This window comes from Microaerobacter geothermalis, assembly GCF_021608135.1.
Taxonomy (GTDB): Bacteria; Bacillota; Bacilli; order DSM-22679; family DSM-22679; genus Microaerobacter; species Microaerobacter geothermalis.
In genome coordinates this window covers 1-15,166 of the sequence record NZ_JAKIHL010000054.1, presented here as the reverse complement: position 1 = coordinate 15,166, position 15,166 = coordinate 1, and the positions used below count along the sequence as shown (strand labels likewise).

Here is a 15,166-nt window from a genome sequence, read left to right as displayed (position 1 = left end):
TTAAACGATGATCACTATAAAGAGTTAGGTGAAGACTTTTTACAGAAGCGAAACCAAGAACGAATGGAAAGATATTTTATCGCTAAGGTGCGTCAATTAGGATACGAAGTTCAGAAGAATACTGCATCATAACTACTGGAAACATTTACAACGATTATCCCGGGCATCCCTATACCCATTTTTATCTGGAAATTGATACCAAGCACTTGACATTTTTAGATCAGTATGCCCAGGGAGGGAATTATTTTCATATCAAATGTTATTCTCATATCAAAGTATGACTGAAGCCAGCCTTTCAGTACTTAACCCTTATAGATATCAGTGTAACGGAGGGATGGAAAAGGTGCAACTTGATCAGATGAAAGGGAGGAAGTGTAAAAGTGAAAGAAGCGTTATCTATTACCAAAGAAGAATTAAGAAAAAAAATTCTGTTTATGAGGAATCAAATGACGGAAAAGGAAAGAAGGGAAGCGTCCCAGCAGATTATAAACAACCTTAAAAATACAGGTGCATTGGATCAGTATGATACCTGGATGTTATTTGTTTCCTTTGGGACGGAAGTGAATATGATTCCACTAATTGAAGAAGGATGGGACCAGGGGAAGAAAATTATCCTGCCTAAAACAGAAAATAAGAACAAAGAAATTGTTCCCTATGTGGTAGAAAAATGGAATCAGTTAAAAAGAGGTTCCTTTGGCATCTTGGAACCCATTCCTGAACAGTGTGAACGGGTTAAGAAGTTGGAAGAGATTCCATTGATTATTGTTCCAGGAGTGGCCTTTGACCTCGATGGGGGAAGGATTGGGTATGGAGCCGGTTACTATGACCGTTTTTTTCATAAATTGACTCACAATCCTTTAAAAGTGGCTGTATCTTTTCAATGCCAGGTCGTTGAAAAGGTTCCAACAGATATTTATGATGTGAAGGTGGATTGGCTGGTGACAGAAAAAAAGATATGGAGAAGGTCTTACCACTAATTCAATACTTATAGTAGAATAAAAATAACGAATAGTAGATTAAAAATAACGAAACGAGATTACGGCAAACTTTTTGAAGGAGGGGTAATCACGATGTGGAGAGTTGGAATTCTTACAGCTAGTGATAAAGCGTCAAGGGGAGAGCGTGAGGATGAAAGCGCTAAACTTTTGATGGAGCTGGTGAAAAACGAATTAAATGGTCAAGTGGTAGGTTACCGGGTGGTGCCGGATTGTATTGAGACATTGAAGGAAAACATGATTGAGTTGATTGACAGGGAAAATGTGGACCTTTTGCTGACCACCGGAGGGACAGGGTTAAGCCCAAGGGATGTGACTCCCGAGGCCACACGGAAAATCATTGATCGGGAAGTACCGGGACTTAGTGAAGAAATGAGAAGGGCTTCATTACAAAGTACCAGACGGGCGCTGTTAACAAGGGCCGTATCTGGAACAAGGGGAAATACCCTGATTATCAATTTACCGGGAAGTCCGAAGGGAGTGAAGGAATGCTTCATGGCCATTTCAGATCAACTATCCCATGCTTTAAATATTTTGCAAGGCAAAACTGGAGAATGTGCGACCAATCCCGATTTGGAAGAGGTGCGATAAATCTGTGAAAAAAGAGGTAGCTGTGAAAGATGCGGTAGGAATGATCCTAGCCCATGATTTAACGAAAATTGTACCAGGAGAATTTAAGGGACGAGCCTTCCGAAAAGGACATCGAATCGAAGAGAAGGACATTCCCGAATTGCTCAATATCGGAAAGGAACACATCTATATCTTGGAATTGGAAGAAGGAGAGCTTCATGAAAATGACGCCGCCTTCAATCTTGCTCAGACCATCTCCGGTGCCAATACCGTAATGGGAGAAGCCCATGAAGGAAAAGTGATGATACGTTCCGCCATTACCGGTCTGTTAAAAATTGACGAGCCTATTGTTCATCGTATGAATGAAGTGGAAGGTATTGTGATTTCCACCCGGCTCACCAACCAATTGGTGAAGGAAAATGAACCGCTTGCTGTCGCAAGAGTCATCCCGTTGGTGATTGAAAAAGTACGGATAGATTCGGCCATCTCCTGTGTAAAAAAACCTGTGGTAGAGGTTCTTCCCTTGAGGCCGCTAAAGGTTGGGATTGTAACCACGGGCAGCGAAGTCTATAAAAGAAGGATTCAGGATCAATTTGGACCTGTCGTAAAAGAAAAGGTAGAATCCCTTGGCTGTACAGTGCTGGAACAGCGCTTTGCTCCCGATGACTTGGAAGTAATCAGAGGGGAAATATTGGATCTTATTGAAAAAGGAGCGGAAATAGTGTTGACAACTGGTGGAATGTCAGTTGACCCTGACGATCGGACACCAGGAGCCATTCGGTTGGCAGCAACTGAGGTGGTCAGTTATGGAACCCCCATGCTGCCGGGGTCTATGTTAATGATTGCCTATCATCATCAAATTCCGATTTTGGGACTGCCGGGATGTGTGATGCATGATCCTTATACGTCATTTGACGTATTTCTTCCAAGGATCCTGGCCGGGGAGAAAATAGAGAAAAAAGACGTGATACAACTGGGTTATGGGGGACTTTATCATTGTTAATCTTTTCAACATCCTCTTTGTGGGAAAGGTGATATGGTGGATAAGAGTTATGGGGGAGAAATGCCCTTTAGAGATCATCTCGGGGAATTCCGGAAGCGAATCATTTGGGTGTTGATATTTTTTGTAATTTCAATGATTGCAGGCTTTGTTCTTGCTCCTTATGCCATTCAAATCTTAAAGAATGATCCGGCAGCTGCTTATTTAACCTGGAATGTATTTGGGTTATCTGATGCTCTTCGTATATATATTCAAATAGCCTTCGTGATCAGTATTGTTTTAACGGTACCATTTTTTCTTTTTCACTTGTGGAGGTTTGTGTCACCAGCATTGCTGCCGGATGAGAAGAGAGTCATTGCAATTTTTCTTCCTTTTTCTCTTTTATTATTTATCGTGGGAATCTTTTTCGGATACTATATTTTGTTTCCTATGGTCGTTGGATTTATGTCAAATATCGCCAAAGGGATAGGGGCACAGGAAGTATACGGACTGGCTCAATACTTTGGCTTTATGTTTAATATTGTGCTTCCGTTCGGCTTTCTTTTTGAAATGCCTTTGGTGGTCATGTTGTTGACCCGATTGGACATCATCCATCCAGACAAGCTAATCAAGTTGAGAAGAGTGGCTTATTTTATTCTGGTCGTCGTTGCGGTGACCATCACACCTCCGGAAATCATCTCTGATGTTTTGGTAACCATTCCACTTCTTGTTTTATATGAATTAAGCGTATGGCTCTCCAAGGTGGTGTATCGAAGAAGGTTAAAAGCCCTTGAAGAATGGGAAAAAGGATATCCTTCATAGGAATGCCCTTTGTTTTAAGGGCATTTTTCTTTTTGTAAATGAGTAAAAATCAAAGGGAGGGCCAGAGTAAAAAAGAATGAGGAAAGTGTATAAAGGCTTTAAATAGGATATACTGTTTTTTGGGCATTTTTTTTCTAAAGTGGGTTGCAAAATAAGAAAAAAATGTATATGATATGTATTGTTAGCACTCTCCTTAATCGAGTGCTAACAATACTTCAAAAATTAAGAATGAATTGTCAAGGAGGGTATTTGCTGTGTTAAAGCCACTAGGTGATCGTGTTGTTGTTGAACCTATTGCCAAAGAAGAAACTACGGCAAGCGGAATCGTTCTTCCAGATACAGCCAAGGAGAAGCCCCAAGAAGGAAAAATCATTGCTGTGGGAAGCGGCCGCTATGAAAATGGAGAAAAAATTCCCCTTGAAGTGAAAGAGGGAGATCGGGTGATTTTCTCCAAATATGCCGGAACAGAAGTGAAATACCAAGGAAAAGAAGTATTAATCATGCGTGAAAGTGACATTTTAGCCATATTGTAAGACTTTACTTAAGAATTACTGAGGATTGCGACACATATGTTGAATGATGACAACATTATAGGGAGGGTTTAATAAAGATGGCAAAAGAAATTAAGTTTAGTGAAGATGCGCGCAGAGCGATGCTTCGCGGAGTGGATGCATTGGCAAATGCGGTTAAAGTAACCCTTGGACCTAAGGGACGAAATGTTGTATTGGAAAAGAAATTTGGTTCTCCTCTTATTACCAACGATGGAGTTACCATTGCCAAGGAAATTGAACTTGAAGATGCGTTTGAAAACATGGGAGCTCAACTGGTGAAAGAAGTAGCGACAAAAACCAATGATGTAGCCGGAGACGGAACAACAACCGCTACGGTTCTGGCCCAAGCCATGATCCGTGAAGGATTAAAGAACGTGACTGCTGGTGCTAATCCTATGGTGATCCGCAAAGGTATTGAGAAAGCGGTTCAAGCAGCTGTTTCTGAAATTAAAAACATAGCGAAGCCTATTGAAGGAAAAGCTTCAATCGCACAAGTTGCCGCCATTTCTTCAGGAGACGATGAAGTGGGTCAATTAATTGCTGAAGCGATGGATAAAGTAGGAAATGACGGAGTCATTACCGTAGAAGAGTCCAAAGGTTTTGTCACTGAACTGGAAGTTGTGGAAGGAATGCAGTTTGACAGGGGATATGTCTCTCCGTACATGATTACTGATACCGACAAAATGGAAGCGGTATTGGAAAATCCATATATCTTAATTACCGATAAGAAGATTTCTAACATCCAAGAAATTCTTCCTGTTCTTGAAAAAGTTGTCCAATTGGGCAAGCCATTATTGCTCATTGCTGAAGATGTGGAGGGTGAAGCCCTTGCTACTTTAGTAGTGAACAAACTCCGCGGAACCTTTAATGCCGTAGCTGTGAAGGCTCCTGGATTTGGTGACCGCCGCAAAGCCATGCTTGAGGATATCGCGATCTTAACCGGTGGTCAGGTAATTACTGAAGATTTGGGACTGGAATTAAAGTCTGCTACCGTTGACCAATTGGGTCGCGCTGGGAAAGTAGTAGTGACCAAAGAAAACACCACCATTGTTGAAGGTGCCGGAGATCGCTCAAAAATTGGTGCAAGGGTTAACCAAATCCGTCAGCAAATTGAAGATACCACATCAGAATTTGATAGAGAAAAGCTTCAAGAAAGATTAGCTAAATTAGCTGGTGGTGTAGCGGTAATCAAGGTTGGTGCTGCTACGGAAACTGAGTTAAAAGAGAAGAAGCTTCGCATTGAAGATGCTTTGAACTCTACGCGTGCAGCTGTTGAAGAGGGAATTGTATCCGGTGGAGGAACAGCTCTGGTGAACGTGGTTTCTGCGGTTCAAAAGATTGAAGCCTCCGGAGACGAAAAAACTGGTGTCAATATTGTCCTTCGTGCACTTGAAGAGCCTGTTCGTCAAATTGCTGCCAATGCAGGGTTAGAAGGTTCTGTTATTGTAGAGCGGTTGAAGAAAGAAGATATCGGAGTCGGATTTAATGCTGCTACTGGAGAATGGGTAAATATGATGGAAGCAGGTATTGTTGACCCTGCAAAAGTAACCCGTTCCGCATTGCAAAATGCTGCTTCCGTCGCTGCAATGTTCTTAACTACTGAAGCAGTGGTTGCTGATAAACCAGAACCAGAAAAAGCTCCTGCAGGTATGCCAGGTGGCATGGGCGGCATGGACATGATGTAAGGTCAATGACCAAGCGTAAATCATTCGCAATAAACAATGAAAATAAGCACAAAAAAGCATGGACAAATCGTCCATGCTTTTTTGTATGGATAAAAACTAAAATTATTAATATTAACTCAATTTGTTCACAATTGCTACAAATTAGACAAAAAATTTTCAAAATTGTGATTAAAATGTGTGATATATGTCACAGTGGGGGTATGGATGGACGAATAGATTTGAATTAAGTAATAAACTGACGAAATGAGTACGAAATGAAGGTGAGAAAGTTGTCTGGAATAGGGGGGATGGTAAGTGGGATCAAGTGGTTAATCGGAGGAATTGCATCTTACGAATTGTTGAGGGTAATGAAAGGGGCATCTAAACCGGCTTTAAGACCGCCGGGAGCGGCAGAAGAGGATGAATTTTTGGCCTTATGTTCACGATGCGGGAAATGCAATCAAGCTTGTCCCTATGATGCGATATTAATGGCCGGCCCGGAATTTGGAATAGGTTTAGGCACTCCGTACATTCATGCCAGGGAAAGTCCGTGCCGATTGTGTGAAGATTTTCCCTGTGTGGAGGCCTGTCCAACCGGAGCTTTATCCGGAATCAAAGTAAGGCCTGATGTGAATATGGGTGAAGCGGTGATTAGCAAAACATATTGTATTGCCTGGCAAGGGATTCGTTGTGAAGTATGTTACCGAAACTGTCCCTTTATCGATGAAGCTATTACCCTAGAATTTTCCTTAAGGCATAATGACCCGACACATTCTGTCTTTGGACCGGTTGTTTATACGGATAAATGTGTGGGATGCGGAATTTGTGAACATGTTTGTGTCGTGGATAATCCTGTTGCCATACAAGTGAAACCAAGGGAATTGTGGAGGAAGCATTTATGGGAGTGAAAAAGTGGGTCCTCATAAGAAGAAGTGTACAGATATTCATCTTATTGTTGTTTTTATCTCCCCTTCTGCTGACATGGAACACGGTTCCCGGACAAGAAATTACTCCATTCATTCAGTTTCATGGTTCTTTGGCGTCATCAGAGATTTTTGGTATCGAATTATCGGATCCCTTTGCTGCCCTTCAGGTTACGTTAGCTTCTAAGGCGATCCATTGGGAATATATCAGCTCTGCTTTTATTATTTTTTCCTTATATTTCTTGTTGAGCGGCAGGGTGTTCTGCAGTTGGGTCTGTCCGGTTAATACCATATTAGAGACTACAGATAAGCTCCGTAAATTCATGACACTTCCCGATAAAAAGTTTCAAAGAACGACAAAAATCAAATGGATGGTTTTCATTTTGATTCTTTCATTTGCAGCAGGAATTCCGGTATATGAACTGTTTACTCCAACGAATAATGTGATGCGCAATATACTTTTTCTTTGGGGAATTGGCATTTTTCTATTGATAGCGATTACCCTGTTTGATTTGTTGGTCTCAAAAAGAGGATGGTGCAGATATTTTTGTCCACTAGGCGGGTTCTATCACAGCATTGGCAAATTTGGTCTGTTTCGTGTAAGGGTAAATCCAGAAAAATGTGTGACCTGCAGAAAGTGCCAGGCTGTATGCTTTGCTGACCCGGTCATTCTTGAAGAGGCCATTACTAAAAAAATACACATAGTGAAAGATGGGGATTGCAGTTTATGCGGTGCCTGTTCAGATATATGTCCGACCGATGCAATAGAGATTGGATTCCGCTTTACGGGAAACAAACAATCCGGGAATAAACAAACGGATGTATTAAAACGCACTCCCGTCACAAAAATGTGACATTTCTAAATTCAATTTATTCAAAGATAAGGAGGTTTAAGTGTATGAAAATATCGAGAAGAAGTTTACTTAAGGCAGCTGCTGTATCAGCAACCCTTGCTGCAGCGGGATGCAGCAAGAAAGAGACGGGAGCCCCAGTCGGGAATTCAGAACCCATTCCCCAAGAGGTGATAAAAACAGTAGAGCCCGATGAATGGAGAAAAGCCACTTGTCGCTTTTGTGGAACGGGATGTGGAATTCTGGTTGGGGTAAAGGATGGAAAAGTAGTTGCCAATCAGGGGGATCCAGAGAATCCTGTAAACAGAGGATTAAATTGTGTAAAGGGGTATTTTGTTTCCAAAATTTTATTTGGCAAGGATCGTTTAACCAAACCATTGATTCGTGAAGATGTAAGCAAAAAAGGTACAATGGAAGGATTCCGTGAGGCCACTTGGGAAGAAGCCCTGGATTTGGTGGCAAACAAACTAAAGGAAGCAAAGGACAAGTATGGACAGAGGGGAATTGCTTTCTGGGGATCTGGTCAGATGTATGTTCAGGAAGGGTATGCAGCTGTAAAACTATGGAAGGCCGGATTGTTAAATAATAATATCGATCCCAACGCCAGACTGTGTATGGCCAGTGCGGTTACAGGATTTATGACCACTTTTGGCTCCGATGAACCACCGGGGGTGTATGAGGATATTGAAAATGCCGATGTTTTTGTTACCTGGGGAGCCAATATGGCAGAGCAGCATCCTATTCTTTACTCCAGGGTTACGGCTCGAAAGATTAGTACACCGGGAGTCATTCATGTTGATTTGGGTACCCGTTATACCAGAACCACAGAAACGGCAGACGAATTTTTGGAATTTATTCCGCAATCCGATTTGGCCATCGCCAATGCGATTTGTAATTACATTATCCAAAACGGTATGGTAAACGAAGCTTTTATAAAGGATCACGTGGTCTTTAAGAAGGGGCTAACCAATATCGGATATGGATTGGAAGATGGTTTTTCATTTAATGACAAACCGGAAAAAATAACCTTTGAAGAGTATAAGGAACTGGTTTCCGAATATACCCTTGAAAAGGCAGAGGAAATTTCCGGAGTTCCAAAGGAAAAAATTGAGTATTTAGCTAAACTTTACGGAGATCCCAACAGGAAGGTAATGTCCTTCTGGACAATGGGAATGAACCAGCATACCAGGGGAACCTGGATAAACAACCTGGTCTATGCCATCCACCTGCTAACAGGAAAAGTATCAACTCCGGGAAACAGTCCATTCTCTTTAACCGGCCAACCGAGTGCTTGTGGAACAGCCCGAGAAGTCGGAGTTTTTGCACACCGCCTCCCTGCCGATATGGTAGTGAATAATCCGGATCATCGTGCGAAAGCAGAGGAAATATGGAAGCTACCGAAGGGGTATTTGGATCCCATTGCAAAGCCTGGCCTTCATACGGTGGAGATGTTTAGGGCAGTGACCAATCCGGATTATCCAGGTGGTAGAATTCGATTTTTGTGGACGATGAACAACAACTGGGCGCAAAGCATGCCCAAAACTAGCCGGTATTCCAATGTAGAACTTCTAAAGGATGTATTCATTGTCGTGTCAGAGGTTTATCCCACATATTCGACCAAATTTGCCGATGTTGTACTCCCGTCAGCATTGTGGGTAGAAAAAGAAGGTTTTTTTGGAAATGCTGAAAGGAGAACCCAGCATTTGGCTAAATGCATGGAACCGCCAGGGGAGGCAAAAAATGATACATGGCAGATTATGGAGATTGCTAAAAGGGTTCTCGAACCAGAGCTATATCATAAACTGTTCCCCTATGATACATCAGATGAATCAAAGCTGGTTGAGCAGCTTTTTGATGAATACCGTCTGTTTACTTTAGGATTGGGAAAAGATTTAGCGCCCTATAAGGAATATATTAATAGAAGGGGAATGACATGGCCGGTCCGTGAAGTAAATGGTCAGTGGTATGAAACGAAGTGGCGTTACTTGGCTGGAGATCAAACGAAAAATTTTGATAGCCAGGCTAAACCTGGAAAATACAATAATATTGATTTTTACAAGCAAAAGAAAGATGATAACAGGGCTGCCTGCTGGTTCCGACCCTTTGAACCGGCTCCTGAGGTTCCCGATCAGGAATATCCATTCTGGCTATGTACTGGCCGTGTATTAGAGCATTGGCATAGCGGGAGCATGACCCGCCGGGTTCCTGAATTGCACCGTGCTGTACCTGAAGCCTATGTGGAGATCCATCAGGAAGATGCCCAGAAATTGGGTGTTAAGAACGGAGATATGATTCGGATTACGTCAAGAAGGGGGCAGATGGAGGCCCCGGCACTGATCAACGGACGAGGAAAACCGCAGAAGGGACTGGTGTTTGTACCTTGGTTTGATGAGGATCGTTTGATTAACCTGGTTACATTAGATGCTTACTGTCCAATATCCAAACAACCTGATTTTAAGAAATGTGCCGTTAAGATTGAAAAGGTATAGGAGGGATAAAAGATGAAAAGAACAGGATTGGGAATAACTTTAATGATTCTTATCTTTGTTGTAATCCTTATCGCAGTTGGATGCAGCTCAACTCAAGAAGGCGCACAGCAAGCACCTCCTCCTGCTGAAAAACAGCCAGAAACCATCGTAAAAGAAGTGATTGCCAATTACGGGCCCCCTGTTATCCCCCATACCATTGAAGGCCGCTGGGGCAGAGATGATAAAGGACAGCCCACATGTTTAAGCTGTCATCAGGAAGGAATCGGCGGGGCACCTAAAACACCTCATCCAGAAAGGGACTCTTGTGTCCAATGTCATGTTCCTCAGGCAGATTCAAGGGAAGCATTTAATCAATAGAAATGACATCAGGGGGTGAGAGAAGATGGTTATTGCCGGAATTTTGGTTGTTGCCAAGGATGGAAATGCTGAACAGACAAAGGATTCTCTCGAAACTATTGAGGGAGTAGAGGTTCATTATATTGAAGACGGATGCAAGTTAATCACTACTGTGGAAACAAGAACCTATGACGAAAATTATGAGTTGGTCAAAAGGTTGACGAAGCTGGACGGAATCATAGGAGTATATCCCGTTTATGTAAATTTCGAGGGAGATGATACGATGATAGCTCCTTACATTCCTCCGGAAGGCGACGAATCCATCAATTAAATTTCCCCTACCTTTTTCATATGAAGATGTATGGATGAACCATACATCTTCTTTTTTGGCTTGACCGTTTATCGGGTACACTGATAGAATTGTTTCGTTATAGTTGAATAAAATAAGCTGTCTCGTATAATCTTGAGAATAGGGCTCAAAAGTTTCTACCGGATGACCGTAAATCATCTGACTACGGAGACAGAGACGGGGAAATTTGTCCGATGGCTAAGCGTCACTAAGACTCTATTCTCAAGTGGGAGATAAGTGACGCTAAGCCCATGGATAATTTCAACCTACTTCGGATGGGGTATAAGACTCCACCTGAAGTAAGTTTCCTTTATCGTTGCTGAGTATATTTAATCATCAGTGATGAAATGGGACGAGGATCTCTGCCTTTGTATAACAATGAGACCTGGTCCTTTTGTATTTTTATAAAGTGGAGTCGTACCGTTTGAGGAAATATGAAAGAGGAGGTTACCTAATGGACAAGCCCCAAGAAATGATCATTGTGCTTGATTTTGGAGGACAATATAATCAGTTAATAGCCAGAAGAATTCGGGATCTTGGAGTTTATAGCGAATTAATGCCTTACAATACTTCCATTGAAAAAATAAAATCACTCGAACCCAAAGGAATTGTTTTTTCAGGGGGACCGGCCAGCGTATATGGTGAAAATGCTCCACTGGTTGATGAAAGCATTTATGAATTAGGGATCCCTATACTCGGAATCTGTTATGGAATGCAGATGATGACCCATCACCTGAAGGGTAGAGTGGAGAGGGCAAATGTTCGCGAGTACGGAAAATCAACGATCTCAATAGAAGGAGAATGTCCGCTGTTTAAAGGTCTTAATCCCGAACAGGTTGTTTGGATGAGTCATAGTGATAAGGTTATTGAGCCCCCTAGCGGCTTTAAGGTATATGCCAGCACACCCCATGCCCCCATTGCAGCAATGGGTCATGAGGCAATGAAGCTGTATGCCGTTCAGTTTCATCCTGAAGTTCGCCATTCCCTGCAAGGTATGGATATGTTAAAAAACTTTTTGTATGACATTTGTAAATGTGAAGGGAACTGGTCAATGGAGACCTTTATTGAGGATACCATTTCAGAAATACGAAAAAGGGTTGGTTCCAAAAAGGTCCTCTGCGCGTTGAGCGGTGGAGTCGATTCTTCTGTTGTTGCTGTTCTTATTCATAAAGCCATTGGCGATCAACTTGTTTGTATGTTTGTTGATCATGGCCTTTTGCGTAAGGGTGAAGCTGAAAGTGTAATGAAAACCTTTAAAGAAGGTTTTCAAATGAATGTGATAAAAATTGATGCGAAGGAACGTTTTCTCGCCAAACTAAGAGGGATTGAAGATCCAGAAAAGAAAAGAAAACTGATTGGAAATGAATTTGTCCGGGTTTTTGAGGAAGAAGCAGCGAAACTTGACGGAATGGACTTTTTAGCTCAAGGAACTTTATATACAGACATTATAGAAAGTGGAACCGATACTGCCCAGACTATAAAATCCCATCATAATGTGGGTGGTTTGCCTGAAGATATGAAAATGGAACTGATCGAGCCTTTAAAAGCCTTATTTAAGGATGAGGTTCGTAAGGTTGGAGAAGAATTAGGGATTCCCCATGATATTGTATGGAGACAGCCTTTTCCTGGCCCTGGATTAGGGATCCGTGTTTTGGGTGAAGTAACTGAAGAAAAGTTGGAGTTGGTCCGCGAATCAGATGCAATATTGCGGGAAGAAATCAAGAAGGCCGGGCTAGATAAAGAGATTTGGCAGTATTTCACAGTCCTTCCCAATATCCAAAGTGTTGGGGTCATGGGGGATGTGAGAACATACTCCTATACGATTGCGATTCGCGGTGTAACCTCTGTTGATGGAATGACAGCAGATTGGGCAAGAATTCCGTATGAAGTTCTTGAGGTGATTTCCAATCGGATTGTGAATGAGGTTGATGGTGTCAATCGCGTGGTGTATGATATTACATCCAAACCACCTGCTACCATTGAATGGGAGTAGATATAATCCGAATAAAAATAGATAAATATATATAAACGTTCGTGTTTTCATTGACAAGCCATGAGCGCCCTGTTACACTGTTTTTGTGTTTAGAAAAAATGCTTCGTATAATCCTAAGAATATGGCTTAGGAGTTTCTACCTGGTTGCCGGAAATAACCAGACTACGAAGGATTGGTTTTCTGTTGCCTCATTTATGGTTTAACAGGGATCCTTCCTTAAGAGATGGTTCATTTTAAACCAGGAAAATTAAGCCTGGTTTTTTTATTTTTATATTCTACTTTTAAGGAGGACTTTAAGTTATGTCAAAGTTTTTTGGATTTGCTGAGCACGGCACAAATTACCGAAGAGAGACCATCGCTGGGTTAACCACGTTTTTGTCTATGGCATACATATTGTTTGTTAATCCCGATATGCTCTCTAATGCAGGTATGGACAAAGGTGCCGTGTTTGTTGCAACCGCAGTTGCAGCGGCTATTGGTACGTTGATTATGGGTTTATGGGCTAAATACCCGATTGCCCTCGCACCCGGTATGGGATTGAATGCATTTTTTACATTTGTCGTTGTCCTTGGAATGGGTATTCCGTGGCAGTCTGCATTAGCAGGCGTATTTATTTCCGGCATTGTATTTTTTATTTTAACCTTGACAAAAATTCGAGAGACGATTATCAATGCGATTCCTGTGGGATTAAAGTATGCGGCATCAGCAGGTATTGGGTTGTTTATCGCCTTTATCGGCATGAAAAATGCGGGGATTATTGTGGCTAATGAAGCAACATTTGTTAGTTTGGGTAATCTTTCTGAAGGCAATACTTTGTTAGCTATTGTAGGTTTAATCATAACCGCCGGTTTAATGGTTAGAGGGGTGAATGGCGGCATTTTTTACGGAATGGTTATTACCTCTGTAATTGGAATGTTCTTTAATTTGGTCAGCCTGCCAACTGGTGTTATTGGTGCAATCCCTGATGTTTCACCTACCTTTGGAGCATTATTTGGACCCTTATTCTCAGCTGGATTTTTTACACCCGACATGCTAGTGGTTATATTTACCTTCCTATTTGTAGATTTTTTTGATACGGCTGGAACATTGGTTGGTGTGGCAAGTCAAGCCGGCTTCTTAAAGAATAATGTCATGCCTCGGGTAGGAAGAGCGCTTGGAGCTGATTCAGTTGCTACAATCGTGGGAGCAATCTTTGGAACCTCTACAGTAACCTCTTACATTGAATCCTCTTCCGGGGTCGCTGCTGGAGGAAGAACTGGTTTTGCTTCAGTTGTTACAGCAGGATTATTCCTTGTTTCGCTATTTTTCTATCCGTTATTATCAGTTGTTACGGCGGCTGTCACAGCTCCTGCTTTAATTATCGTAGGGGTGTTGATGGCTTCCAGCCTTGGCAAAATTGAATGGAGTAAATTAGAGGAAGCTGTTCCTGCATTTCTTACGGCTGTACTAATGCCATTGACTTTTAGCATTGCCACAGGTATTGCTCTAGGATTTATTCTTTACCCATTAACCAAACTGATAAGAGGTCATGGAAGAGAAGTTCATCCAATCATGTATGTGTTGTTTGTAGTATTCCTCGCTTATTTTATATGGTTGAGATAACATAAAGTTACTATTTGAAAAAGAACATGGAGCAGTATAACAGAATAAGACATTTGTGTTCTATCACGAGATGGCTACGGACTTGCTGAATTTGAAGGAGCAATTTCCATTTTTAAGCGAATCGTTTTCCCAGAGTTTGCAAACCACGTTGCGTAATTTAGACCGTGCTTTCAAAAACTTCTTCAAAGGAGTAGCCGAGTTTCCTGCCTTTAAAAAGAAGAATAAGCACGATTCGTTTACTTGCCCTCAAAAGTTTCGCATTGAAGAAAAGGTCATCTTTATTCCCAAAATTGGGGAAGTACGGTACCGTAAATCAAGACAGATCGAAGGAAAAGTAAAGTCCATCACGGTATCCAAAAATGATGGTCGATGGTTTGTATCGATCCTCACCGAACAAGGGATTGAACAACAACCTAAAACATATGAAAAGCCTGTAGGCATTGACGTGGGTTTGAAAGAATTTGCCTTTCTTTCGAATGGGACATCGATTGCCATCGTGCAATACTGCGATGGACAGGGACTACAATGCTTCTCTCAACATTGAACGTAGAGGATTAGCAATCCTTGGTTTAGCGTAGAAAACAGTACCCTCGGACGGAGGGAAACATAACGCCTGTGGAGATAGTAGGTTGCGAGGTCGATGAAGCGGGAATCCACGGGGCTTGCTCCGTGTGAGCGTCAATCAATTCGTATATACAAAGAATTATCAAAGCTCTTTCCATGTTGAAAGGGCTTTGTTTTTATTTGATTACATGAAATTACCATTGATTTTCGGATGAAAAAATGATACATTACAACATGTCGCTGCAAGGGGGCAGGCAGGAACGAGAAGATAAAGTTTCAAAACAAAAAATTTCCTCTTGCAAATTCTTATCAAACATGATATATTATTTCTTGTCGCCGCGATGGGGCGGTGAAGAGGGAAGGAAGAAAGATGTACCTTGAAAACTGAACAGTGCAGAAGCCAAGCGAACCCTGAAGATTCAAATGGAGTAAGGAAGAGTCTAAGGGACTCATAAGGATAGAAGAGCAGATTAAACTT

The 15,166-nt window shown here is 41.8% G+C and carries 14 protein-coding genes and 2 riboswitches; all 14 genes read left to right on the top strand.

The window, feature by feature from the left end; genetic code table 11:
* Window positions 1–380 precede the first annotated feature (380 nt).
* The 14 genes from L1765_RS14920 (at window position 381) to L1765_RS14855 (ending at window position 14,668) form a co-directional block, all read left to right on the top strand.
* On the top strand, window positions 381–977 hold the full coding sequence (locus tag L1765_RS14920; protein ID WP_236408286.1) for a 5-formyltetrahydrofolate cyclo-ligase: 597 nt from the start codon (window positions 381–383) through the stop codon (window positions 975–977).
* Window positions 978–1,064: 87 nt separating this feature from the next.
* Window positions 1,065–1,586: a MogA/MoaB family molybdenum cofactor biosynthesis protein gene (locus tag L1765_RS14915; protein WP_236408288.1), complete on the top strand. Its 522-nt coding sequence runs from the start codon at window positions 1,065–1,067 to the stop codon at window positions 1,584–1,586.
* Window positions 1,587–1,626: 40 nt separating this feature from the next.
* On the top strand, window positions 1,627–2,568 hold the full coding sequence (locus L1765_RS14910) for a molybdopterin-binding protein (protein WP_236408287.1): 942 nt from the start codon (window positions 1,627–1,629) through the stop codon (window positions 2,566–2,568).
* Between the two features lie 60 nt (window positions 2,569–2,628).
* Entirely contained in the window at window positions 2,629–3,366 is a 738-nt protein-coding gene (tatC, locus tag L1765_RS14905; protein ID WP_236408285.1) for a twin-arginine translocase subunit TatC, read from the top strand.
* A 254-nt stretch (window positions 3,367–3,620) separates the two neighbouring features.
* A complete protein-coding gene (gene groES, locus L1765_RS14900) occupies window positions 3,621–3,899 on the top strand; it encodes a co-chaperone GroES (RefSeq protein WP_236408284.1) in 279 nt (92 codons plus the stop codon).
* 77 nt (window positions 3,900–3,976) lie between these two features.
* Window positions 3,977–5,602 carry a chaperonin GroEL gene (groL, locus tag L1765_RS14895; RefSeq protein ID WP_236408283.1) on the top strand — a complete coding sequence of 542 codons (1,626 nt, stop codon included), beginning with the start codon at window positions 3,977–3,979 and terminating at the stop codon, window positions 5,600–5,602.
* Window positions 5,603–5,871: 269 nt separating this feature from the next.
* Window positions 5,872–6,489, top strand: a complete 618-nt coding sequence (locus L1765_RS14890; RefSeq protein ID WP_236408282.1) for a 4Fe-4S dicluster domain-containing protein — start codon at window positions 5,872–5,874, stop codon at window positions 6,487–6,489.
* Window positions 6,480–7,358 carry a NapH/MauN family ferredoxin-type protein gene (locus L1765_RS14885; RefSeq protein ID WP_236408281.1) on the top strand — a complete coding sequence of 293 codons (879 nt, stop codon included), beginning with the start codon at window positions 6,480–6,482 and terminating at the stop codon, window positions 7,356–7,358. The genes L1765_RS14890 and L1765_RS14885 overlap by 10 nt, the downstream gene beginning before the upstream one ends.
* Before the next feature lie 44 nt (window positions 7,359–7,402).
* Window positions 7,403–9,844 carry a molybdopterin-dependent oxidoreductase gene (locus L1765_RS14880; RefSeq protein ID WP_236408280.1) on the top strand — a complete coding sequence of 814 codons (2,442 nt, stop codon included), beginning with the start codon at window positions 7,403–7,405 and terminating at the stop codon, window positions 9,842–9,844.
* A gap of 12 nt (window positions 9,845–9,856) precedes the next feature.
* On the top strand, window positions 9,857–10,201 hold the full coding sequence (locus L1765_RS14875) for a hypothetical protein (RefSeq protein WP_236408279.1): 345 nt from the start codon (window positions 9,857–9,859) through the stop codon (window positions 10,199–10,201).
* A gap of 25 nt (window positions 10,202–10,226) precedes the next feature.
* Complete coding sequence (locus L1765_RS14870) at window positions 10,227–10,511, top strand: chaperone NapD (protein WP_236408278.1); 285 nt, start codon at window positions 10,227–10,229, stop codon at window positions 10,509–10,511.
* A 102-nt stretch (window positions 10,512–10,613) separates the two neighbouring features.
* Window positions 10,614–10,716, top strand: a riboswitch (purine riboswitch).
* 267 nt (window positions 10,717–10,983) lie between these two features.
* The gene (guaA, locus tag L1765_RS14865) at window positions 10,984–12,522 is read left to right on the top strand and encodes a glutamine-hydrolyzing GMP synthase (RefSeq protein WP_236408277.1); all 1,539 of its coding nucleotides are present in this window, start codon (window positions 10,984–10,986) and stop codon (window positions 12,520–12,522) included.
* A gap of 83 nt (window positions 12,523–12,605) precedes the next feature.
* Window positions 12,606–12,707: riboswitch (purine riboswitch) on the top strand.
* A gap of 115 nt (window positions 12,708–12,822) precedes the next feature.
* The gene (locus L1765_RS14860) at window positions 12,823–14,124 is read left to right on the top strand and encodes an NCS2 family permease (protein ID WP_236408276.1); all 1,302 of its coding nucleotides are present in this window, start codon (window positions 12,823–12,825) and stop codon (window positions 14,122–14,124) included.
* A gap of 55 nt (window positions 14,125–14,179) precedes the next feature.
* Entirely contained in the window at window positions 14,180–14,668 is a 489-nt protein-coding gene (locus tag L1765_RS14855; RefSeq protein WP_236408275.1) for an RNA-guided endonuclease InsQ/TnpB family protein, read from the top strand.
* The last annotated feature ends 498 nt before the right edge of the window (window positions 14,669–15,166 follow it).